Genomic DNA, 23,072 nt, shown 5'->3' on the forward strand with positions numbered 1-23,072 from the left:
TCCCGCTCGACGACCAGCTACGCCTGTCGTGAGCAGGCAGATGCGCCGGACACTTTCCAAGTCCTCCGACTATCTCGACGCGCTAGCGACGACGCTGCGAGACCTTGGTGGGGCGACGACTATCCCTCATGAGCTCACCCAGAACGCCGACGACGCTGGCAACGCCACCACCATCAGATTCACGGTGACCGACGAGGCGCTCACGGTCTGGAATGACGGCACCTTCACCGACTGCGGAGAGGACGGCGACAACTGCCCGTGGTCAAGGCGATGTGACCTTCACGCCTTCCGCCGGTTCGCCGGCCGCACCAAGGCGGCCGACGTATCTACAACTGGAGCTTTCGGGGTGGGCTTTACCTCGGTCTACCAGATCACGGATGCTCCTGAGCTTCTGTACGGCGATGAGCACTGGATTCTTGATGAAACTGCCCAGCAGGACCAACGCCTCCGATCATGCGACGGGCAGTGCACCAGAAGGCATGGAGGGCCAGGAACAACATTCGTTCTGCCGTGGGCCCGCGTCGCCAGTCGACTTCGGGAGAAACTCGAAGTCCCGCCGGTAAGTGACGACACGATCGCGGAACTTGAGACAGCGCTCTTTGAGGACGCTCACGCCACGGTGCTGTTTCTGCAGCACGTGACCCGCATTGAACTCGAAACCTCGCGGGGCAGGTCCTGCGTCGAGCGCGAAGATGTCAAGGGCGGGTTGGTCGTCCGCGATGCGGCCTCCAGCACGCGGTGGCTCACCCTCCAGTCGGACTTCCAGACGGATGCTCGCCTGTTGGTAGACCGTGCAGATGGCCTCATCAATCCGGAGCGACCCACGACGGTCACCATCGCCGTGCCGGTCGATCAGAGCATCAAGTCCGGTGTGCTCTACGCGACGCTGCCGACCCAGACTCCCAGTGGACTACCCGCCAACGTCAATGCCGCCTTCTTTCCCAGCACTGACCGGAAGGCAGTCCGCTTCGAGTCCTCCGGGTACCACTCGGAATGGAACCGCGCAGCAATCTCTGCGGCCGCACGAGGCATAGCGGAGGAAGCAGGCAGCATCGCGGAGCGGCTTGGCGTGCCAGCGTTCTGGGAGTTCCTAGGCGGGATCACGGATCTGGATCGTGGAGCGAGCATCGACCAACCGAACCACGCTGTGACGTATCTCAGTGCCTTGCGCCAGGTTGTCCCGAGCCTTCCCGTCGTCGACACGATCGACGGCACATATGCGCTGCCGACGGACGCGCTACTTCCGGCAGACTCAGAGCTCTACGAGTCTGCCGAGGCGCTGGCTAAGATTGGCCTGCCGATAGTTGCGCCGCACCTGCACCGGCGCCTACACACGAACACCGTATATACGGCGTTTGGAATACGCCTGCTGACCAGCCGGAATGTCGTCGATCAACTCCACTTGAAAGGCATCACCGAGGCATTCGACCCGTCAGCCGGCCCGCTCGGCCGCGATGATCTGATCCAGCTTCTCGACGCGCTCAAACGTCTACCGGGAAAGGTTGCCAACGTCGATGGCATCGGGGATGTGGCGATCGTTCCTTGCCGCAATGGCATGTTCGCGCCGCCATCTCAGGTCGTGTGGCCAGCATCGGAGGACGACGGCACCCTGTTCGAGGTCTTGGACGACGATCTGCTGATTGCGGATGTGGAGACGATCGAGACGCACTGCCCGGGGCTCCGGGAGGCATGTTCGCTCCTAGACATAGCGTCTGCCGCGCGCATTCTGCTGGAGGTAGGCACCGAAGCGCTCGGCGTACTTGCTGACGATCTGCTCGAATGGCTGAACCGAAACATGGCGGGGATCACTGACGCCACAACATGTCGGAAGATCGCCGAGCTTCCGATCTTCCCGACCGCCTCTGGGTTTGAGCCCTTGACGAAGTTGTCGCTTCCGAACGACTTCCGGGACCCGATTGGGGTCGCGAGCCTGGTAGCCGAAGCTGCGGCGCTCGACTATCACAAACTTCTGAGCACGCTTGGCGCGCGGCCGCTCAACATTGTCGACTACATCCGCGTCCATGCTCTCCCAGCGGCAGAGTCGCGGCGAATCTCCATCAGCCAGGCCACCGAGCTCCTCAAGCTAATCGCCGTTCACCAGGAGGAGCTCTCCGGGCTCCGGGAGAGCCTTGCATCAGTCGCACTCGTGCCCTGCACCGACGAGCGGCTACACCCGGCGCCGGAGGTACACCTGCCATCCCGGGAAATATCGACGCTGGCGCCCCAGCTGCCCGTCGCACTCAGCGTCGGCGTAGCTCCCGCTGTCCTGGACTGGCTCGGTGTGCGGAGAGCACCCTCCGATCACGCCCTCGCCGTGGCGGCCGAAAGTCTTGCCATCGCAGACGAAGATCCGGACGCCTCCGTCGTCGAGGCGGTGTTGCGGACGCTCCAGGCACGTGCTGACCTGCCGAAGAGCCCACCCGAGTTCCTGACCGCACAACGATGGCTTCCACTCAAGCGCGGCGGAAGAGCGAAGCCCAGCGAGGTGCTACCCACCAACGCCCGCCAGTTGTACGGCATGCAGGGCAACGAATTCGGACTAGCCCCGGACCTCCAAAACCGCTATTTCGCGCAACTGACCTGGCTCGGCATGCCGCCGGCTCCGCCGGTCGCGACGGTCGTGGCTCACCTGAAACATTGTGCAACCATCGGCAGCGAGATGCACCCAGACGTCTATCGGGTGCTGAGCAACAACGCAGATCAACAAGCCGTGAAGCAACTGCGAGGGACGCCGTGCGTACACGTCGGCCGAGGACGCTTTGTGATACCGGCAACCGCATTCTGGCAGCAGTCGCCCTTCGGCAGGTGGGCCACGACGCTTCCCGAGGAGTGGCTTCCGTACAAGCCATTCTTCGATGTAGTCGGCGTGAAGCAGGAACCCGGACCGACCGAGATCGCGGCGGTACTGCGGTCGATCCTTGCCGAGTACGGCACAGACTGGGTGGACCAGGACGGAGCGGAGGCCATCCACGGCTGCTGGAGCCGGCTGTCCGAGCTCCTGGAGCATCCCGAGGCCAGCAGTGTTCTCCCTGCTCTAGGGCGCATCCGCTCAACCCTTGATCCACGCAGACTCTTGGAGCGGCCGGACGGATTGTTCTTCGAGGACAGCCGAGCGCTTCACAAGCGCTTCCCGCAGCTCGCTCACAACGTGATCCCTCGTGTTCATGGCACCTGGCCGGCCCTTACCGAAGCCGGAGTGCGGCGGGTTGAGGAACTCATCAAGGCCAAGCTCGTTGACGTCGATCCCCAGGTCGACACCAAGCTCCCAAGCAGGATCGCAGGCCGTCTCAGTGCCCTCCGGCGGGTGTTTGACGACGAGCAGGTCCTAGATGAGCTACAAGAACTCACGATCCTGCGCGCAACCCGGCTCCAGGTTTCCTATCGCGCCGAGCTCTTCGGCCATCCGTATGAGATCGGTCCGGAAGGCGCCGACGCGATATACCTACCTGACGAGGACCATCTCGTGTACGCGGATGGGGCATCGGATCGAGCACTCGCGCGAGAAATTGCCCGGGCCATCGCGCCCGACGACGACCCTGGGCCACTCGCCATGCGGCTTGAGCCAATCCTGAGTGCGACCTCACCCGACGAGGCACACCGCGCGCTCGATGACTTCGGTATCGCAAAACTCGACACGACCGAGCACGAAGCCTCATGGAGCCCCGCTGCAGACGTGGGTGACGAAGCCACCGCGGCCGAACACTTGGACGATACGCCGGCGGATTCCAACGACGAGGGCAACGTCGTTGGAAGCAGCGACGGTGAAGCCATGGAGCCAGGCAGAGAGGAGGCTCCTGACGACGGAGGAGAGAGCCGCCGCCGCGCAGAAACGGTCGGCGGTGGTCTGGGCGCTGGCGTCGGCGATGGCAAGAGACAGGGCGCGCGAATGCGCAACGGCGGTGGATCGGATGTCCGAACCGGGCGACAGACTCGCCTGCGCTCATACGTCGTAGAGACCGATGAGGATGAGGGCGATCGCGGGGCCGTTGGTGACGAGGCTCCCGACCTGTCGCCGATCGACATGGCCGGCGTTGCGCGCGTACTGGAATATGAACGCAAGTGCGGCCGTGAGCCCCGCGAGATGGCGCACAGCAACGCAGGCTTCGATGTCGCGTCATACGACAAGCGGGGCGAGCTCGCCAGGCGGATCGAGATCAAGTCGACGGGCGGCCAGTGGTCCACCGCTGGCGTCATGCTGTCGCGCCGTCAGCATCAGCAGGCGGTCGAGGATGGAGACCTGTTCTGGCTCTACGTCGTCGAGAACGCACAAGACGACGATTTCAAGATCTACCGTGTCCAGAACCCTGCCAGCCGGATCGACTACTTCGGATTCGACGGTGGCTGGAAGGACGTTGCGGAACCGGACGTCGAGCGCGACGAGTCAGGCACCCCGACCGCTCCCTCGACGCGGAGACTGCTCGGTCAATCACCGGGACACTCAACCACTGCCGACTAACGTCAACGCCCCGTCGCCGCCCGTCGGTCCCGCTTCACCTCCATTGGCACGTCTCGGCAGAGTTCGGCCAGGTCGCATTTGCCACACTGCTCGGTCCAGACGGACAACCGAGGGAGGTTGTTGTCGCGCAGTGAGTCTCCAGCTTCCTTGATCCGTTCCCGCATACCGACGAGCAGTGGATCCTCGACTTCTTCGCGGATCGTCTTCCCCTCCTCATCGAGGTTCAGCACCTCAATGAGATCCGCGCGCTCACCCGTCAGCTCCTCATAGCCCACCGCGTAGACGTGCAGCTGGTCTCGGGTCACGTCTTCGTCCTGAGCTCGAGCCGTCGACTTGAAGTCGACGATCGAGAGCTCGTCGGTGTCGAGTTTGCGGACGAGGTCGATTCGGCCGTCAACGGTGATCCCCGGCGCCACGTGCACCTGTACCTGCTTTTCGCTGTGCACCGTCCGCTGTAGGTCAGTCTCATGCTCCCTGAGGTAGCGCTGGACTGCCGCGACGGCCGCGCGGTGGAGGGTCGCCCTGAGCTCGGGGTACGCATACGGAGTGTGCAGATGCCGGGTAACGAGGTCTTCAGCCTCGGCGCGTGAAGCCAGGTCGCCGTTGATCGCCCGCTTATGGATCTCGGCGAGCGTGTCGTGGAGGCCCTTCCCGTAGCCGAGTGCCTCGTGGAGGGGCGGGTTGAACCCGTAGAGGAATCGAAGCTTGAACTGGTAGGGGCACTCGAAGAGGTACTTCAACTCGGAGAACGACAGCGTGACGTTGGGAGTCTCGTGCCGAGCCCGCGGTTCAAGCCGCAGCGTATCTGCTGGGACGCCCTGGTCTCGGGTCGAGAACCACTGTTGCGCGGCGCAATGATCAAAGAAGACAGATCGCCTTCGGTACAACTGGCTCGACCCGGGTGAGAAGGACACGAAGAGATACTTCTGCGCCCGGGTGACCGCGACATAGAAAAGTCGAGTCTCGTCCTCCAGCGTGCCCTTGTACCGTTCCGCGTTGTCGATGGCGCTTTCGGGGATGACGTGGAACAGGCCAAGCCCGCCTTGCCGCTTGGCGGGGAAACGATTCGCCCGCAGACAGGGCAGGAAGACCGTCGGCCACTGCATACCTTTGGCCTGGTGGACCGTCGTCAGCGTCACAGCGTCGGGCGTCGCGTAACCCACGTCGGCGTCGGACTCCGCGTAGTAGCCGGGTGCTTGGTGTTCGAGCCACGCAGCGAATGACTCGTACTTCTGCCGCGGCGCTGTGTTGAAGTAGATCTGCTCAAAGTCTGAGATCGCCTGGCTGAACTTCCCAAGCTGGTAGAAGACAAGCTCGCGCCGGACCGGTTCACCGGAGACGGTCTCTTCGCGGAGCCCCAGCGCCTCCAGGAACTCCAAGTAGAGGCGCTGAACGTTGTAGACGCCCCATCGCTCGCCTCGGTCGAAGTCGCGGCCTTCATCAAGTACGGCAAGCGCGTCCTCCCACGACCCGGAGGACGGAACAAGCCTGGCGTCGTCCCAGAGGCTGCGCAGGCCCGCCGCCGAGGTGAGGCCAGCCATGTAGCGGAAGATACCGACGACAGCCTGGATTTCCGGACTGTCGAAAAGCCGATTGAGTCCCTTCACGACGTACGGGATGTCCCGGCGCCGCATCTCCTCGACCAGAGGGCCAGCATCGTTAGCAACAGACCGATAGAGGACGGCAAAGTCAGACCAGGAGAGGCCACGTGCTTCGGACTCGGCGGCGTCGTTGAAGGCTAGCCCGCGCATCGCCTCGATGCGATCGCAGATCCACGCAGCCTCCCCGCGTTCGTCGGCGAACTCACGGGCGATCATGTCGCCGCGGCTCCACCGCTGGTGCCCGGCCCGGACCATTGCCTTGAGCAGCCGCTGATCATCCGGAATCCGCTCAGCGACCGAGCGTCCAACTTCGACGACGCCCTCGCTCGAGCGGAAGTTCTCCGCGAGCGTGACCTGACGGACGCCGGTATAGCGGTCCTTGAAAGTGACGATGTTGGAGACTTCGCTCCCGCGCCACTGGTAGATAGTCTGATCGTCGTCGCCGACGACACACAGATTCGCGCCGAACTGTGTCAGCCCGCGGACGAGTCGCTCCTGAAGCGGATTCACGTCCTGGTACTCGTCTACGACCACGTAGCGAATGTCGTCACGAATGTGCTGCTGGACGACGCCGGCGCTCTCGTCTTCGTCGACGTCGCCCTCCAGGAACTGCACCGCGAGGTGAATCATTTCGGTGAAGTCGAAGTAGGCATTTCCGTACAGCAGCTTCATGTAGTCGCCGAACGACGAGACCACACCCCCAGGAACGAGGTTCCAGTCAACGGAGTCCTCGCGCAGGACGCTCGTCGCCTGTAGGAAAAGTCGGGAGTGCAGGAATCTACGGAGGTATGGGGTACCGCTGGAATTGGTCGGACACACCGTCAAGCCGGATTTGCGGCTGCTCCGATCAACGAACATCCGGGCGGTAATCTCGGTCAGCACCGAGAACTTGAAGGTTTCCGGCACCAGCCGCTGCAGGAGGTCGAGCGCGTACCCGTGCATCGTGCCGACATACATCTCGGCAAGCCCAAGCGTATCGAGGCCATCCTTCTCAAGAATCGAGAGGATGCGGTCCTTGAGCTCGGCTGCGGCCTTCTCGGTGAAGGTGAACGCGATGATGTTTCTCGGCTCAATGTCGGGCTGGGCGAGGATGGCGGCGATCCTCTGCGAGATCACCTGTGTCTTGCCTGAGCCGGCGCACGCGATGATTTGGAGCGGCTCATCCAGACAGGCGATGGCCTCCTGTTGAGCCGCGGTGTAGGTCGTCACGGTCGGGCTCCAGTCACGATCGTCGGCCAAGACCGAGCGAACCACCCTGGAACAACTGTGCGTACTCCGCTTGCCGATCCCTGGACCATGCGCTTTCCGCTCAGGGGGCGTTTGGCGCGTTCAGCAGTTGTTATCTTGTCGACGCACAGGAGAAGCATCCGCTCGCGCCGGAGCGACCACCTTCTCCGAATAGCGTCGGTGGACTGCAAACACCCAGATTTCTCTGGCGCAGTCTTACTCCGCTCCCGATTGACTGCTTCCAGAGCAGCCTTCATCTGACTGAGTTTCTCATCGAGTGCTGCGCACTTAGACTGCCTGGCGCGACGGTTACCGCCACTCTGCTTGATCACGAGTCATACCTCGAAGACCTTCATGACTTCGTCGCCGTAGTCGTTGATCACCTTGACCGCGATCTTCCCGCTGTCGGGTTTCGGGAAAGGTCGCGAGACAGTTGAGTAGAGCGACTCCCAGGCGTCCTCGTCGATGTCCGCCTTCAGCGCAGTCTTGAGTTTCTTGTAGGGGTCGTTCCCACCGGTGAAGTAGCAGTGGCGGACGAAGAAGGACTCCTCGTTATAGTCGGTGTCGATCATCCAGAGCGCGATCTGGTCCGTGCTGTTGCTGCGGACGACGCCCGTCGTCGGGTCGTAGACGTCCACACCCCTGAGCGAGACCACCAAGCCGTTGGGCGTGTCGATGAGCTCGATGTCAGGCTCACCGAAGACCGTAAAGAGGTTGCCGCCGCCGGTCTTCTTGAGCTCCTCGCCCATGAGCAGGTCAGCGTTCATTCTCACCATGAGCACCGGGATGCGGCCGAGCTTACGCACGCTGGCGACGTTGGCGAAACCCTCGTCCGACGCCTCCACGCTGATGCCATCGTCCTCAGTCAGGCCGGTGACCTGCGGGTCGAAGGCGAAGCCAAGGATGGCGAGGAGGTCAATGTCTTCGGCGTTGATCGCCTCGCGAGCGGCCTTCTTCACGTACGACGGGCTGACAGTGCCATACTGCGGCCCGATGGCGACCGCGATTCGGCTTGGAGCGTCATCCTCACCTGCTACACGCTCGCCGATCGCTTGGATGTATTCGCCAGCGTAGGTCTCGAACGACGCGAAATCGATTCGCTCCTGCTTGCGACCGTTCTGGATGCCGGCCTTCGCAAGGTTGTCGAGGATCGACTGCTCGAAATTAGGAGCGTCGGCATCCTTCGCAGCCTCCGTCTCGGACAGCGATTCTGGACTGTCACCGAATGAGAGCGAGCGGTGGGGACTCAATGACTCAACAGTGAACGGGCCCGCGACGCGCACCTTCTTGGGATGCTCGAACGGCTTGTCGTAGAGGAGCTGAAACTCGGCATGGCGACGAATCGCAGCATCGATCTCCTCACGCGACATACCTTCTCTGATATCGGGATTCTTCGCGATGGAGCCCAGCGTGATTCTTTGCACTCTGTCGTAGACGAAGCCTTCCTGAATGTCATTTGCGAAGATCTGACGAGGATGGAAGTGTGCTGTAAGTGACTTCTCCTTGGCGTAGCCCTCCGCAGAGTCAGCAAGGTAGTACCAAGGGAAACGCGAACCCATAACTCGCTGCCGTGCAAGGGCGAGCGCGACGCGCGACGAGTCCACCGTGATCCAGCGCCGACCCCACTGCTCAGCTACGAAGGCAGTCGTGCCACTCCCACAAGTTGGATCGAGCACGAGATCGCCAGGATCGGTACACATCAGCAGGCAACGCTCGATGACTTTAGCCGCCGTCTGCACAACATACCACTTCTCCGAAAACGTTCCGATCGTGGTGTCTTCCCACACATCCGTGTATGTCATCCACGGGAAGTCGTCCTGATAACGCCGGTAGCCGAGGCGATTCGCCGTCTTGGAGACACGGCCAGCTGCATGAAGCCGCTTCACACCATCGATCGTCGTCTTCCAGTGCGTGCCGGGACTCGGGAAATAGGTCTTCCCATCAATGTCGATTCCGACGGACCCTTTCTCACTCGCACCGGCGCTCGTAATATTGTCCGCCCTGAAGCGCCGGGACCCCTCGGGGAGTTGCACAATTCCCCGCCGTTCGTCACGCGTCAATCGGCGCGGCGCCTTGCCGGGGATATCAACCCACGTATATGTTCCGCCATCGGTCTTTTCGACCAAAGGCGTCAGCAACCTGCGGTACTTGATCGACTCGATGTCGCGGGCGTACCACAAAAGGTGGTCGTGGGTCCTGCTCAGCAGATCGGAGGAGAAGCTAGCGGTCTTTGTAAAGGCAATTTGTGCCACAAAGTTCTCTGCCCCGAACACCTCATCGAGCAGCGCACGGACCAAGTGCACGTTATCGTCGCCCATCTGCACGAAGCATGATCCAGATAGCGCGAGCAGATCGTGCCCCACCACTAGTCGGTCCCTCAGGTAACTGAGGTAAGAGTGGATGCCAAGTTCCCATGTGTCCCGGAAGGCTTTGATCTGCTCCGCCTCCCGCACAGCATCTTCTATGCGACCATCGCTAACGTCTCGATTCCGCGTCGAGACCTGCCAGTTGGATCCGAACTTGATGCCATAGGGAGGGTCGATGTAGACCATCTGGACCTTGCCGCGGAGCTTCTCTCGCTCGGCGAGCGAGGCCATCACCTGCAGGCTGTCGCCGAGGATCATGCGATTCGACCAGTTGGCGTCGTGCTTGTAAAAATCGATCTGGTCGAGTTCATTGAGACCGTCGAAAGTGTCGAAGAGGGTCAGTTCCGGCTCGTCCTCGGGCCTGGCGGTCGTGCGGCGAAGGTTCTCGATCAGCACGCGAGGGTCGATCTTCTCCTGGATGTAGATCGGCGGCGCGTCGGTGATGAGGTCATTGTTGTAGCCGTCGACGGTGTCGGCAGGCGGGTACTTACCGCGCCAGACGAGCTGCGGGTCGAGGCTCTCGTCGCGGGCGTAGCGGACCGTGCGAACCTCCTCGATCGCGGGGTCGACGAACTCGTGCGCATCGGCTGTCGGGATGTTGGTCCGCTTGTCACTGTGCTTGATGGCGTCGACTGGAGTCGGGCCCTTGGGGGTGTCTTTACGCGCCACGAGCGCTCCTGTGGTCATCGAAGTCGAGCAGGTCTGGGTCGCCAATGATCGGCGCATCGCCGTAGACCAGCTGTATCGCGTCAGCGAGTCGGGCCTTGAACTCCAGCGGGTTGGTCATCTCGATGTATCCCCAACGGCCGAAGCCTGCGTGGTTGTTGACCGCCGCGCACCAAGAGTCCCGGGCCGTGGTGGCCTTCGCCTGAGTAGGGCCTGGGCTCTTGTGGGTTCCCGAGACCTCGACGATCAGCGTGCGGTCGAAGGCTTCTCCCTCCAGCCTCTTGAGACGAACCAGGAAGTCCGGGACGTAGGAGTGGGTCCGACCCTTGTAGACGTACGGGATCGTGAAGCCAAGGTGGTCATTCTTGACGTAGGCATCAACGTTCTTGTTGAGCTCGAGCTCGGCGGCCAGCAGCTGCTCCCAGGTGTTGCCGTCCTTGCCGTCGAGGGTGACATGCGAGACCTCAGACTTCTCCGTGGGGACGGTCCGCTTCCGTGTCGGGAAGTCGACTTCGCCGGTTGAGCCCTCAGGGTCGAAGCGGTTGAGCATCGGTCGGAGCCGGCCGCGCCGATCGGCGAGCTGGATGATCGCGTCCCACACCTTCTCGGCAGCTTCGGCCTGTGCCTCGGTGATCGTCATGAGGTAGGCCAGCGTGTAGCCCTTGGCGAGCTGGACCTTCTGCTCGATCCAGTCATGGCACATCTGCGCGAGCTTGGGAAACAGCCAGGGCCGCTTGTCGTCGACGGTGTTGTACTGAGTGTCGAGGATGCGCTTCGCTAGGGCGAAGGCGACCTCCTTGGTCCGATAGTCGCGGTCCTCACCGCGCTCGCGTTCACCGGCGCCGACGACGCCCTGCATCTCCACCCAGCGAGGGACTGTGTTAGGACCGATCTCGAAGGTCGGTGCGGAGTCCAGGTCGAGAAAGATGTCCTCGTCCGGGAGCTCGACCCGGTAGCCGGTGAGTTTGGGGAACACGATTCGAAGATGTTCGCGTCCTTCGACGGCGGCGACCTGCTGGACAGGCTTGGGCGGGAGCGGGTCCACGATGGGCTTGTCCGAAGAGATGAACTGGAAAGGGATGCCGTAGACGTTGGCGTACTCGGGCTCGAAGTAGCCCTGCTCGTTAACGGCGTACGATCGTCGACGCAGCCCGCGTCCGACGACCTGCTCGCAGAGCAGTTGACTACGGAAAGCGCGGACTCCGAGGATGTGGGTGACAGTGTTGGCGTCCCAGCCCTCGGTGAGCATCGAGACGCTAACGACGCAGCGGACCGGCTCACCGAGTTTGCCCTTTTTGCCGACGGTGTTCATCACTTCACGGAGCAGGTCCTCGTCGGTGATCTTGTCGACATCGGCGCCAGGCTTGCGGCGGCGATATTCCGCCTTGAAGGACGCAATCTCGGCGCCAGCGACCCTCTTAAAGTCGCTCTTAATGCCCTCCCCCGACTCGAGCTGTGCGGAGTCGATGAGGATCGTCCGCGGCCGCGCAAGCGACTGACCGTCCTCGACGTTGCTGAGCAATTCGAGGTTACCCGGCTTGTGCGCGATGACCTCCCCGTCGACCTCGATCTGCTCCCCGGCGATCCAGTCGTAGACCAACTTGCTGACCACCGTGTTGGGGCAGACGACGATGAAGACCGGCGGGGTCTCCCCGTGCTGCTCTAGTTCGGCCTTCCAGTGCTTGAATGCCTTCTCATAGCTGCGATGCAGACTGCGCAGAGCGCCCTCCAGCTCCGGAGGTGGAAGCCAGTCCTTCACCTTGTCCTTTGCGGCCCGCTTCGGGAGCGCATCGCCGACGAAGTCCCACAGCCGCAGGTAGGTAACCAGCTCATGGGCGGCGTCGTCGTCGACCGGGGTGCGGGGCACTTTCACGATGCCGGACTCGATGGCGTCCATCAGCGAGAAGTCGCTGACAGTCCACGGGAAGATGTGGCCCTCGTTGTAGCCGGACCCCTTCAGGTAGAACGGTGTCGCCGAGAGGTCGAAGATCTGCTTCACCCCGACGTGCTTCGCAATGGCCTGCAGGCCCTTGAACCAGACCCTGGCCTCTTCGTTCGCAGCCGCCTGCTCCTTATCTGCCTTCTCGCCGGCCGGGAGCGGCTTGTCTATGTAGCAGTGGTGCGCCTCGTCGTTGAGGACGATGATCTGCTGCTTGTCAGCGCCGAGGTCCCGCAGGACGCGGCTGACCATCGCCTTAGGCGACTCCTTGAAAGGGTCGTCCTTGCGATCGCCTCTCAGCAGGAGGCGGGTGTTCTTGGCGACATTTTTGATCTCCTTGGCGTCCTTAAGCTGGAACGCGTGGTAGTTCATGATCACGATTCGCGCGTGCTCGAGCCCGCCCTTGAGATCGGTCGGGATGAGGTCGCGCAGGTCGTAATAGTTCTCCGTGTCTTCCGGCAGCAGCACCCTGAGCCGGTCACGGATGGTGATGCCCGGCGCAACGATGAGGAACCGATTGGTGAAGCGCGCATCCCGCGGTGACTGGACCTTATTGAGAGTCTGCCAGGCGATGAGCATCGCCATCACTACGGTTTTGCCAGAGCCCGTCGCCATCTTGAGGGCCACGCGCGGCAAACCAGCGTTGTGCGCTTCGTTCTCGGGTTCGAGCCGCTTGCGCCAGTCGGCGTAGCCGTGGGTGCGGCCAGCCACCTCAGTCAGGAAGATCGCGGTCTCAGCCGCCTCCCGTTGGGCGAAGAGGACGCGGTTCTCGCGGTCGGGATCGGCCCAGTGCTGAAGCAGCTTGCGAGTGATCGGGGTGACCCCGGCGTACTCGCTACCGCGGCGCCACCTGGCCACGTCACGGCGGATGTCATTGATCAGGCTGTTCTTTTCGCGACGCTCTCCCGTTACGTCGAAGTCGAAGACCGCCTGCTCAGACCCGTCCTTCCCCTTCTTGCCCTTCTTCGTGACAGCGATGGGGATGAAGGATTCGCTGGGACGGCGCCCGTCCTTGATCTCGCCCGTCGGCCCCTGCGGTCCGATCTCGTAGTAGCGGTCTGGTTGCTCGTACGGCGAGTTGAGGATGGGATTGTCAATCGCCCCCGTCATGCGGTGCCCTGCCTGTCCGATCTCACGGGCCGCAGCCTAATGACGCTGCCCGACAGGAGTCCATTCCACCACCTGACCGGACAGGTTGGCAGCACTGTTACGGGCCATCCATATGTTTCTGCACGAGCGACACATCAGCTACCTACGGGCACGATCCAACTTGTACTGGAGACCCGAGGCGCGTCCGCCACCTGCACACGCACCGCGCCCGCGCCCGCGCCCGCGAAGAAGAACTCGCAAGGGAGCCCATGTCAACTACCCGCCGTGTATCTGCTGGATGAGCGAATGCGACCTGGCAGTGATTCCCGTCTCATGGCGTCCTCGACACCGGCGACGCCCAGAGTCCTCGCTCTCTTCGACGCCGCTCCGCCGACGGCACCCACCTTCGCAGACACTCGCTGGCTGACCTACAAGGACCCATAGCTAGCGGCCGTCACCAACACCCTAAGAGGGGCGGAGCCGCGTAGACCCAGACCGGGAACGGTTAGTACCTGCAGGGGTGCTACACGGAAGGTAACTTAGCCGACACTCAATGCTCAACGAACGTTGCCGGGGAATCACTATGTGCAAGCTGGAGCTTGAAAATATCTCTGTAGGGAAGTACCGGCTGACCTTGTTGCTCGATATGGAAATCACCACTGGGCCGCCGCCGATCCTGCTGGCAGAGTCTGCAAGCCCCACCGAGGACCGGCTCCGTGCGAACAAGGGCCAAGGACCTGGCCAGGTGGAACGGTTGGCTCTTACCGTGGAGCAGGCCGCTGAGATGTTGGGCATCGGCCGTGATCGTGTCTACAACCTTCTACGTACCGGCCAGCTTGAGTCAATCAAGATCGGGAAGCTTCGACGTATCCCGCGATCCGCTCTCGACTCGTACATTGCACGCCTCCTTGCCGAGAGTTCACGGCCGCACCTACCCGGGTGAACCTTGATCGGTAAAGACCCGTACGACCGTGCGAGGCGACCTCCTTGGCGGCCTTGCGAGCCAACTGCCGGGTAGGCGTGAGGTAGGGCCCGCTCGTTGAACACGCGCCGCCGCCGCTCGCCGATCGGACCGCCGAGGAGGGTCTTGCCCGCCCATGTGGTGCCCGGACTGTTGCCACGGCTCGCCTCGCGGGTGGGGCTACCGCCTCCTACACCCCCTCACCCTCACTGCGGCTAAGCAGCCAGCACCGCCAGCCCCGACCCTTTGGCCGAATATCGCCCGATCTGATCCGGTATATGGCGTCGACGGACCTTACGCGTCGTCAGCTTCGCCCAGGTGACCAACGGGCTCGACGGCGTCGTCGCGAGCTACCTGCCTGCTGACGACCCACCGGGTTGGCGACGCGTAGCCGGCGAAGTCCGCTGCGCTATGGCCGCCGCGCTGCCGTTCGCCCGGAATCCGGCGGGCGAACTGTTAGGTGCTTTGACCAAGCTGGCGCTGTTCGCCGATGCCGAGGGCTATCCGATCCAAGCCGACCTATGCGCCCATGCAAGACGAGGAGGACACGGACCAGCCGACGGTCGTGGCGGTCCGCGGGAAACGAAGCCGCCTTATCGTGTGCCGACCCCCCTGGGAGTCAATCCTGGCGGCCCAGACCAGGTGCCCAGGAAATCGGGACGTCTACCTGTTCCGACCCGGGGCGACCAGGCGCGGCGGCAACCTCGTCACCAACTTCCTATCCCACGCCCATGAAAGCGACTCCTTGATCAACCCAATCCCTGCGGAAGAGCTGCACCCGAATGAGATGCCGCAGACGGTGCGCCCAGCCGCAGGGCGACCTACGTTGTCGGCTTCGGCCGCTTCGGTCTTCGAGGAAATTCCACGCCGACAAAGCCGGGCGCCTCACCACATCTCGTCCAGTGAAGCGTCAACGACCTCTGCTGAGTCACCTACCACCGGTCCACCCGTCCGAGGGGGATCCCTCCTCACCAGCTTTGTGGCACAGAGGCTACAAAGCTGGCTCAAGGATCAGATCACGATGGTGACACCAGCCCGTACAGGGCAGCCGGACCGATCCGGAGCAGGATCGTGCCTCCTATCAATCCCGGCCGCAGGCCCGCTCTCCCCGGCGGCGCGACAGTAGCCGGCCAGTAGTGAGATGCCGAGGAAGCTGAGGTTCGTTTGGTGCAGGCCCCGCCAGCCGAGCAGGTACCGACGACTCCCTCTCGTCGTCACCGCCGGGCGGTGCGCTCAGCTGATCAGGTCATACCACACGCCCGGAACGGGTTCGCTCACCGGCGGCGCCAGGATGAATAGGGTGTAGAGGAGGGCCCCGTCGTCGTCGCTGATGTCCGCGCTGAGTGGATAGGTGTTGTACGCGCTTCCGGCGTGGTGGTAGCCGGCAGCGGCGCTCCAGGTCTGCAGCGCACAGGCGCCCTGCCGATTCCAGGCCACTGAGCAGTACTCGTAGGCGAGGGCTCTCCCGTCGCGGCCGGCCCACGCCTGGTCATGACCATCGGCTCGGAGTCGCCGCCGCCCTGGCGCTCGCCGCCGCTCCCAGCCTGCCGCTCTTCTTCGCCGCCTGGATCCTCGCGGGGCTGGCGCAATCCGCCGTGCTCTACCAGCCCGCTTTCACGGCCCTCACCGGCTGGTGCGAGCCGGACCGCGTCCGCGCACTGACGACGCTGACTCTCGCCGCGGGTTCGCCAGCGCCGTCTTCGCCCCGCTCACCGCCGCCCTGCTGGACCACCTGACCTCGCGCGGCACCTACCTCGCACTCGCCGCCATCCTGGCCGTGGTCACCGTCCCTCTCCACGTGCTGTTCCTCAACCCACCCTGGCCCGCACGTCGAAGGGAACCTGAACCCAGCCGTCCTTCTCCCAATCGTCATGCCCGCGCGGTCATCCGCAGCGGACCGTTCATTAACCTGACAGTCGCGATGACTCTCGCCGCGTTCGGCCTCTACGCCGCCACGGTCAACCTCGTACTCCTACTGACCTCCGACGGAACGGGCAATCATCTGGCCGCCGTCGCGCTTGGACTCTGCGGGGCCGGACAGGTCCTCGGTCGCCTCGGCTACCCGCGATTCGCCGCTCGCGCCAGCGCACGAACACGCGCCGCCACCGTCCTGATCGCCGGCGCCGTGACCGTTGTCCTCCTAGGCATCCTCCCCGGGCCCAGCGCTGTCCTGATCGCCGTCGCCATCCACCGGCAGCTACCCGGCCTCCTACACCCTGCTGGCTCTCATCACCTTGACGGCGGCGATCACGGCAAGCACCGTCAACCCGCGACCCACAGCCGCCACTCCGCAGGCACGTACGACGACGGCCTCTAATCGGTCCCGCTGAAGTGAAGTACTGCCGCGCCACGGAGTTATCAGTACGCGATTGGAGTAGCACGCTTAGTAATCGGGAAGTTGATCACGAGAACACGTGACCCTTCCTGACCAGCAAGGACGACTCGATGGCGGCTGACCAAGAGAACAGCGGACTCGACGGCGTCGTCGCGACGTACGTTCCAGCGGACAACCCACCGGGCTGGAGACGCGTAGCCGGCGAGGTCCGCTACGCCGTGACCGCCGCTCTGCCGTTCGCCCGGTATCCCGCGGGTGAGCTGATGGGGGCGTTGACCAAGCTGGCGCTGTTCGCCGACGCCGAGGGCTATCCGATCCAGGCCGACCTGTGGCTGACCCGCGAGTACATCGAACGATTCATCGCTGTGGGTTGTTGTCACCTAGGCGACGCCTCCCGCGCGAACTACCGGTCGAAGCTCCTCCGGTTGCGAGAGGCGCTGACGGATGGCGATTGCGTGACCGGGAAACCTGCCCGGCTGGCGGGCTCAGCGTCGTCGCATCCATACAGCCGGAGCGAACAGGCGGCCTTGTGGGCGTGGGCGTGCGGCCAACCCACCGACGAACTCCGCGATGGCCTGACGGTTCTGATCGGTCTCGGGTTGGGGTGCGGTCTGGATTCAAGCGAAATCATCCCACTGCGGGCCGGGGATGTAAGCGCGCCCTCGCAGGGAGAGGAGAACAGCGACCAACCGACGGTCGTGGCGGTCCGCGGCAAACGGAGCCGGCTTGTCGTCTGTCGTCGTCCTTGGGAGTTGATCCTGGCGGCGCAGACAGGACGCGCGAGCAGCCGGGATGCCTACCTGTTCCGGTCTGGAGCGGCCCGGCGCGGCGGCAACATCGTCACCAACTTTCTGTCCCGCACTCACCCGGCCACGGGGACACCCTCGTTGAGGACAAGCAGGTTGCGCGCGACCTGGCTGGTCTCTTTGATCGACGCCGGTCTGCCGCTCACCGTCATCGTCGCCGCCGCCGGGGTGCAGTCCCTGCACGGGATATCGCGCCTCATGCCCCATGTCACCCGCGTGAACGCTAGCGATGCAGCCGAACTGTTGAGGAACAGCTGATAGAAGGACGTCAATCCGCCAACGGCCCCGAGACGCCAGCCTCCGATGACTCGTCCGCCTAGCTCGCGGGTACCGAATGACAGCCAAAGCCAGCGGAGTAGGCCGTCGTTCGAAGAAGTCGGTCAGGCTGTGAGCTGCGCGGCTGTCTGTAGTTGTCTCAAATTGAGGAGACATGCCTCAAACTTCCGCCTAGAGATCGTCAGGAACGGTAGGTTTCTGCTCCATGAGCGAAATCGGTTACCGGACTGCGGTCGCCGACCCGGAACGGGCCCTCGAGGATCTGCAAGCCAGGGAGACCGAGACAGCGAAGTTGCTGGCGGACATCCGTGAGCAGATCAAGATGGTCAACCGCATTCTGGACACGCAGCGCTGCTGGGCGGAGAAGTTCGGCATGGACCCAGAGCCCGAAGACGACCATCCGTCGCCTGACGAGCCCTCGAAAATCAACCAGACCACCAAGGTGGTCAGCATCGCCCCACTCAGCAGCGCCCCACCGCCTCGCCGCGTCCAGGTCCTCCGGCTGCTCAGCCAAGACCCCAGCTACTGGTGGAAGACTCGCGACATCGCCGAGGCTCTCGCGATCGACAACCAGAAGAGTCTACGTGTCCTCTTGGGCCAGCTTGCGCGGAAAGGTGAGCTGATCAAAACGGCGGACGCCTGGTTCCGTTACAACGACGGCACGTCGATCCCGGAACCGGAATCGGCCTCCGTAGCCGCTGACGAGGGAGCGGCGATGTAAACGCCGCTCACGGCCGACGAGAAGGCCGCACGCAATAGGTGGCCGCCGCCGAGTTAGCCCCTCGGCGGCGGCCAGCGACTGACCAGTCCCATTACCTGACGGCTCGGTCGCGTTTCGAACATACCGCCACCCGGCTCGGCGTGGCGGTATGTTCCACGCATTTCGCCGGACCGTCGGCTTGTCATGCCCGCCTCCTTGCGCAGGGGGCAGGAAAGGGCACCGATGCTCCTAGCTTTGCTGCGACTCGTCCTCCATGCCTGCCAGCGAGTCGTTTTCCGTCGGCCACAGACAGCCGAGGTGTCTTTCGAGGTTGGCGATGGTCATCAGGTCGGGCCAGACCGCACCCGCCAGCACGTTGGCGACGGTCTGCCTGTTCACACCGCTCAGGCGCGCCAGCCGGTTGGCGCTCATCTCTCGCCCCGCCATCGCCTCGGCAAGCCGCTGAGCGACGAGCTGCGCGACGGCGGCCGCATGATGGTCGGTGAGTATGGCGTAAGGCCATTCACCCACGCGCACGAAGTCGCGAGGAGGCCGCGCCCTCGAGTCGTCACGAACCACGCCTGCCCTCCCTCCCGTTTCTTGATCAAATCCGGACGTGCTGATGCGCTAGTGGCCTGCTATTGGGGTAGCGGTGAGTGAGGAGGTGATCACGCCTCCGGGTGTCTACTCCTGGGAGGTGCTGATGACGCAGCGGATCGCGTCGTACGAACCGATCAGGAATCACCCCGAGTGGCCTCGGGTAGCACCCGGCGTCCGCGGCACGGTGGCCGCCGCCGAACCGCCGACCAGCCGCAAGGTCTCGGCGCTCATGAGCGCACTGACGCATCTGGCGCTCTTCGTCGAGGCGGAGAAGACCAGGAGGGCGGAGGAGGCCGCAGAGGCGAAGAGGTCTCATGCGGCAAGGCAGGGCACGCGCAAGGACGGCGCCCAGCCCACCGAGCCGGTCAGGCGCGAGAAGCCCGATGCGGCCGAGTGGCTGTCGATCGAGGCGATCGAGCGATTCATCGCCTACGGCCTGCCCGGCATGACATCCGCGACCCGCGACTCCTACCGGCGCCGCCTGATGCTGTTGCGGGCCACCCTGTACGAGAAGAACCCCGTGACCGGCAAGCCGATCAAGCTGTCGGACTCCGACACCAACCGGCCCTACACCAAGGCCGAGCAGAAGGAACTGTGGTACTGGGCGCACAACCAGCCCACCGCGCACCGCGAGACCGCCTTCAAAGTGCTGCTCTGTCTGGGCCTCGGCTGCGGCCTGGAATCGGCGGAGATCTGCCGCGTGCGCGCTCATGACGTACGGATATCCAGCAACGGGGCCGTAACCGTCCACGTCCGCGGTTCTCGCCAGCGGGAGGTGAAGTGCCGAAGGGCGTGGGAGGGCCACCTGGCCGAACTGGCCGGCGCGTTGTCAGGCCAAGCGGCCTGGCTGTTCCTGCCGACCGTGGAACGCCGCGAAACCAGCCTCGTCAGCAGCCTGGTGTCCCGTGCCCGCAAGTCCCCTGAGGCACCCGCTCTTAAGACCAGGCGGATGCGGAACACCTGGCTCGTCGACCTGATAGAGAGCCGTGTGATGCTCACCACCATCGTGTCCGCCGCCGGCATCGACTCCCTTGACGCGCTGTCTCCCGTGCTGCCGTTCCTGTCCAGCGCCGAGGCCACCGAGGCAGAGCGGCAACTGCGAGGCCTGGACGCGTAACGGTGACCGTCGCCGCATCCGGCCCTGCGGGGCCGGACAAGTTTTTCAATCCCGCGGGTCCGCAAAGAGATCACGGATGGGCGAGGATCCGCGAAGACCGCGTTCAGTTCAGCGATCTGCGAGTCCGCCGTGCGGCTGAGTTCATCGACACCGCGGGAATCGCCGACGAACTGCAGGCGATGATCGCCAAAGCGACCGGGCGTCGTCGCCTGTGCACGGTCAAGGGCCTGCTCGTGGGCATGGCCCTGTGCTCGCGCCGGAACGCCAGCGGCGCGGTGTTCCTCAACCAGGTCACCGACATCCTGCACTGGGCCGTCCCCGAACCCTGGCGGCGCGAGTTCGGTCTGGATGACCGGCCTGACAACTCGCGTGGGTTCGAGGCCGCTTACAGCGTCGTCCGGCGCCTCTTCCACGCCATCGTCACTGCCCTGGACCCCTCGCCACTGCCCAAGAACAGACGCCTGACCACCGCAGAGGCCAAGGCATACTTCGAGGCCGCAGACCCCGAACTGCTGCAACAGCACCGCAAAGCGCTCACTCGGATCAGCAACTGCATTCTCGAGGCCTCGATCGCCTCGATCCAACAGCACCTGGCAGAACACTGGGACGGCTCCGTCGGCCTCGACGCAACCCCGATCGCCACCTTCGCCCGAGGAGTGGCGAGGAGGAAGCCCTACACCTCCACAGACCCTGACGCCGGCTACTACACCCGCCAGGGCGACCACCGTGACCCCGACCTGACGCCACCGCAACCTGGGCGGAACGGCCGGCGTCGGCGGACCAAGGACAAGTTGCTGTGGGGCTACGACGCCGCCCTGGCCGTCGCTCGCAACCCCCACCACGACCCCGAGCCGATGCCCAACGGATGCGGCGACCCAACAGCCATCCCCGCGCTCACGGTCGGCTTCATTCTCGATAAACCGGGCCACCGTCCAGGCCGCAACGGCATCGACGTCCTGCGAGACATCATCGACCGTGGTCACCCAGCAGGAGACCTCGCCGCCGACGCGGCCTACAACAACTCCGACCCCGACAACTGGCAAATCCCACTGCGCGAACTCGGCTACCGGCCCACCTACGACTACCGGATCGACCAACTCGGCAAAATCGCCAGCGTTCAAGGCGCCATCCAGGTCGAAGGCACCTTCTACTGCCCGTCCATGCCCATCAGCCTCATCAACGCCACCAAGGATCTGCGCGCCCGCGACCCTGACGACCCCAAGGCCATCGACCAGCAGACCTGGCGCACCCGCATCGACGCCCGCGCCAGATACGCCCTGGCGCCCAAAGGCAAGCCCGGCACCGACGGGAAACAGCGCTACATGTGCCCGGCCACCGCAGGGCGCTGCCAGTGCCCCCTCAAACCCACCAGTCTCGGCACCGACCCCAGGCTGCCACTGGTCGACCCCGTGCCCAGCCCCGTCGGCCCACCCAAAATCTGCGAACAGACCGCCATCACTGTCAACCGAGCGGACGGCGCGAAACACTGGCAGCCCCGGGCCTACGGCAGCCACGAATGGCAGAAGATCTACGGACGGCTCCGCAACGCCGTCGAGGGCATGAACGGCTACGCCAAAACCGACGCCCACGAAGGCATCGAACACGCCGGCAACCGCCGCGTCCGCGGCATCGCCGCCCAAACCCTCCTGCTGGCCTTCCAGCTCGCCCACGCCAACGAACGCAAGATCAACGCCTGGCTGGCCACGCTCCCTGGCCCTGACGGGCAACCCCACCGGAGAGCCCGCCATAAAAAACCCAAACCGCCGGGCACCTGGACCCCGACAGGCCACATCGACCCACCCGCGGCCTAAACAGCCGAGAACCAGCTCCCCACACCACCAAAAAACGGACTGAAGGGCCGTGTAGCGCCACGCGCTACACGGCCCTTCAGTCTCAGCAGTCACAGAAGCCAGCCCCTCATCAAACGAAACAGCCCCCGAGCTGCTGCTCGGGGGCTGTTTCGACACTCTCAGGGGGCGACTTTCGTCGGTACCCCCGCGTGGGCGAGGAGGGATTTGAACCCTCACATCCTCTCGGACACACGGACCTGAACCGTGCGCGTCTGCCGTTCCGCCACTCGCCCGTGGCGCCTCAGAGATTAGCACCCTTGCCGGACTGGTCGAAACTTGGTTGCTCCATGCGAACCAAGGCACGGATACGATCGTCTAGCAGTGGAGAAGGGAGGTGCACGTGGGTGTCCTACAGCGCTTCGAGCGCCGGCTCGAAGGCATGGTGGAGGGTGCCTTCGCTCGGGCTTTCAAGTCGGAGCTGCAGCCAGTGGAGGTCGCCAGCGCCATCCAGCGTGAGATGGACGAGCGCGCCGCCATCGTCGCGCAGGGTCGCACGCTGGTGCCGAACGACTTCGTCGTCGAGATCTCGCATCCCGACGGTGAGCGGCTCGCGGTGTACGCCGACAGTCTGAGCCAGGAACTCTCCAATCTCGCTCGTGAGCACGCGAAGGAGCAGGGTTATTCCTTCGTGGGGCCGGTACGGGTGCGGTTCGAGAACGCCGATGATCTACGCACCGGCATGTTCCGCATCCGGTCCGGTGTCATCCGCGGTTCGACGGTGGAGGGTGGTGAGATCCGCCAGCCGATGAGCGACATGCCGCCGCCGGCGCGCGGGTTCTCCGGCGGACGGCCGCGGCTTCTCGTCAGTACCGAGGGGCAGGAAAGCCACACGTACGACCTCACCACACCGGTGACTTTGCTGGGTCGCGGCACCGATTGTGATCTTCGGCTTGTCGACCCGGGAGTTTCCCGGCACCATGCCGAGATCAGAGTCGAGGGTCCGGAGGTGGTCGCGGTCGATCTAGGGTCGACCAACGGCACTTTCGTCAACGGCCAGCCGATCCGGCGCGTGACGCTGCGTGATGGCGCGCGTGTCACCCTGGGCCGTACAACCCTCGTGTTCCGTCGCGACAGGGAGTAGCT

The 23,072-nt window shown here is 64.0% G+C and carries 13 protein-coding genes and 1 tRNA gene; 8 read left to right on the top strand and 6 right to left on the bottom strand.

Annotation, left to right across the window (positions count from 1 at the left end; all coding sequences use genetic code 11):
* The first annotated feature begins 28 nt into the window (after positions 1–28).
* Complete coding sequence (locus tag ACQEV1_RS01260) at positions 29–4,456, top strand: DUF3883 domain-containing protein (RefSeq protein ID WP_433390216.1); 4,428 nt, start codon at positions 29–31, stop codon at positions 4,454–4,456.
* Between the two features lie 2 nt (positions 4,457–4,458).
* Here the strand turns inward: ACQEV1_RS01260 and ACQEV1_RS01265 are convergent, their stop codons facing one another.
* From ACQEV1_RS01265 to ACQEV1_RS01275, 3 genes are all read right to left on the bottom strand, one after another.
* Positions 4,459–7,266, bottom strand: coding sequence for an ATP-dependent helicase (locus tag ACQEV1_RS01265; protein ID WP_433390218.1), 2,808 nt, complete (start codon positions 7,264–7,266; stop codon positions 4,459–4,461).
* Between the two features lie 353 nt (positions 7,267–7,619).
* Positions 7,620–10,319, bottom strand: coding sequence for a site-specific DNA-methyltransferase (locus tag ACQEV1_RS01270; RefSeq protein ID WP_433390221.1), 2,700 nt, complete (start codon positions 10,317–10,319; stop codon positions 7,620–7,622).
* Positions 10,309–13,365 (bottom strand): BPTD_3080 family restriction endonuclease, encoded by a 3,057-nt coding sequence (locus tag ACQEV1_RS01275; RefSeq protein WP_433390224.1) that lies wholly within the window; start codon positions 13,363–13,365, stop codon positions 10,309–10,311. Before ACQEV1_RS01275 ends, ACQEV1_RS01270 begins: the two co-directional genes overlap by 11 nt.
* Before the next feature lie 562 nt (positions 13,366–13,927).
* On the opposite strand from ACQEV1_RS01275, the gene ACQEV1_RS01280 reads away from it, so the two are divergent.
* The gene (locus ACQEV1_RS01280; RefSeq protein WP_433390227.1) at positions 13,928–14,287 is read left to right on the top strand and encodes a helix-turn-helix domain-containing protein; all 360 of its coding nucleotides are present in this window, start codon (positions 13,928–13,930) and stop codon (positions 14,285–14,287) included.
* Positions 14,288–15,538: 1,251 nt separating this feature from the next.
* Here the strand turns inward: ACQEV1_RS01280 and ACQEV1_RS01285 are convergent.
* A complete protein-coding gene (locus tag ACQEV1_RS01285; RefSeq protein WP_433390229.1) occupies positions 15,539–15,742 on the bottom strand; it encodes a hypothetical protein in 204 nt (67 codons plus the stop codon).
* 196 nt (positions 15,743–15,938) lie between these two features.
* On the opposite strand from ACQEV1_RS01285, the gene ACQEV1_RS01290 reads away from it, so the two are divergent.
* The 3 genes from ACQEV1_RS01290 (at position 15,939) to ACQEV1_RS01300 (ending at position 18,443) form a co-directional block, all read left to right on the top strand.
* Positions 15,939–16,622 carry an MFS transporter gene (locus ACQEV1_RS01290; protein WP_433390231.1) on the top strand — a complete coding sequence of 228 codons (684 nt, stop codon included), beginning with the start codon at positions 15,939–15,941 and terminating at the stop codon, positions 16,620–16,622.
* Positions 16,623–16,750: 128 nt separating this feature from the next.
* Positions 16,751–17,704 (top strand): hypothetical protein, encoded by a 954-nt coding sequence (locus ACQEV1_RS01295; RefSeq protein WP_433390233.1) that lies wholly within the window; start codon positions 16,751–16,753, stop codon positions 17,702–17,704.
* A gap of 223 nt (positions 17,705–17,927) precedes the next feature.
* A complete protein-coding gene (locus tag ACQEV1_RS01300; RefSeq protein ID WP_433390236.1) occupies positions 17,928–18,443 on the top strand; it encodes a hypothetical protein in 516 nt (171 codons plus the stop codon).
* Between the two features lie 228 nt (positions 18,444–18,671).
* Here the strand turns inward: ACQEV1_RS01300 and ACQEV1_RS01305 are convergent, their stop codons facing one another.
* Entirely contained in the window at positions 18,672–19,001 is a 330-nt protein-coding gene (locus tag ACQEV1_RS01305; protein ID WP_433390238.1) for a helix-turn-helix domain-containing protein, read from the bottom strand.
* A 73-nt stretch (positions 19,002–19,074) separates the two neighbouring features.
* Here ACQEV1_RS01305 and ACQEV1_RS01310 point away from each other — a divergent pair, with 73 nt between their 5' ends.
* Together ACQEV1_RS01310 and ACQEV1_RS01315 are read left to right on the top strand one after the other, a co-directional pair.
* Positions 19,075–20,139 carry a hypothetical protein gene (locus ACQEV1_RS01310; protein ID WP_433390241.1) on the top strand — a complete coding sequence of 355 codons (1,065 nt, stop codon included), beginning with the start codon at positions 19,075–19,077 and terminating at the stop codon, positions 20,137–20,139.
* A gap of 2 nt (positions 20,140–20,141) precedes the next feature.
* A complete protein-coding gene (locus ACQEV1_RS01315; protein ID WP_433390243.1) occupies positions 20,142–21,950 on the top strand; it encodes a hypothetical protein in 1,809 nt (602 codons plus the stop codon).
* A 189-nt stretch (positions 21,951–22,139) separates the two neighbouring features.
* Here the strand turns inward: ACQEV1_RS01315 and ACQEV1_RS01320 are convergent.
* Positions 22,140–22,222, bottom strand: a tRNA-Leu gene (locus ACQEV1_RS01320).
* Between the two features lie 107 nt (positions 22,223–22,329).
* On the opposite strand from ACQEV1_RS01320, the gene ACQEV1_RS01325 reads away from it, so the two are divergent.
* The gene (locus ACQEV1_RS01325; RefSeq protein ID WP_285629075.1) at positions 22,330–23,070 is read left to right on the top strand and encodes an FhaA domain-containing protein; all 741 of its coding nucleotides are present in this window, start codon (positions 22,330–22,332) and stop codon (positions 23,068–23,070) included.
* Positions 23,071–23,072: the final 2 nt, after the last annotated feature.

Source organism: Actinoallomurus sp. CA-142502 (genome assembly GCF_050936355.1).
Classification (GTDB): domain Bacteria; phylum Actinomycetota; class Actinomycetes; order Streptosporangiales; family Streptosporangiaceae; genus Actinoallomurus; species Actinoallomurus iriomotensis.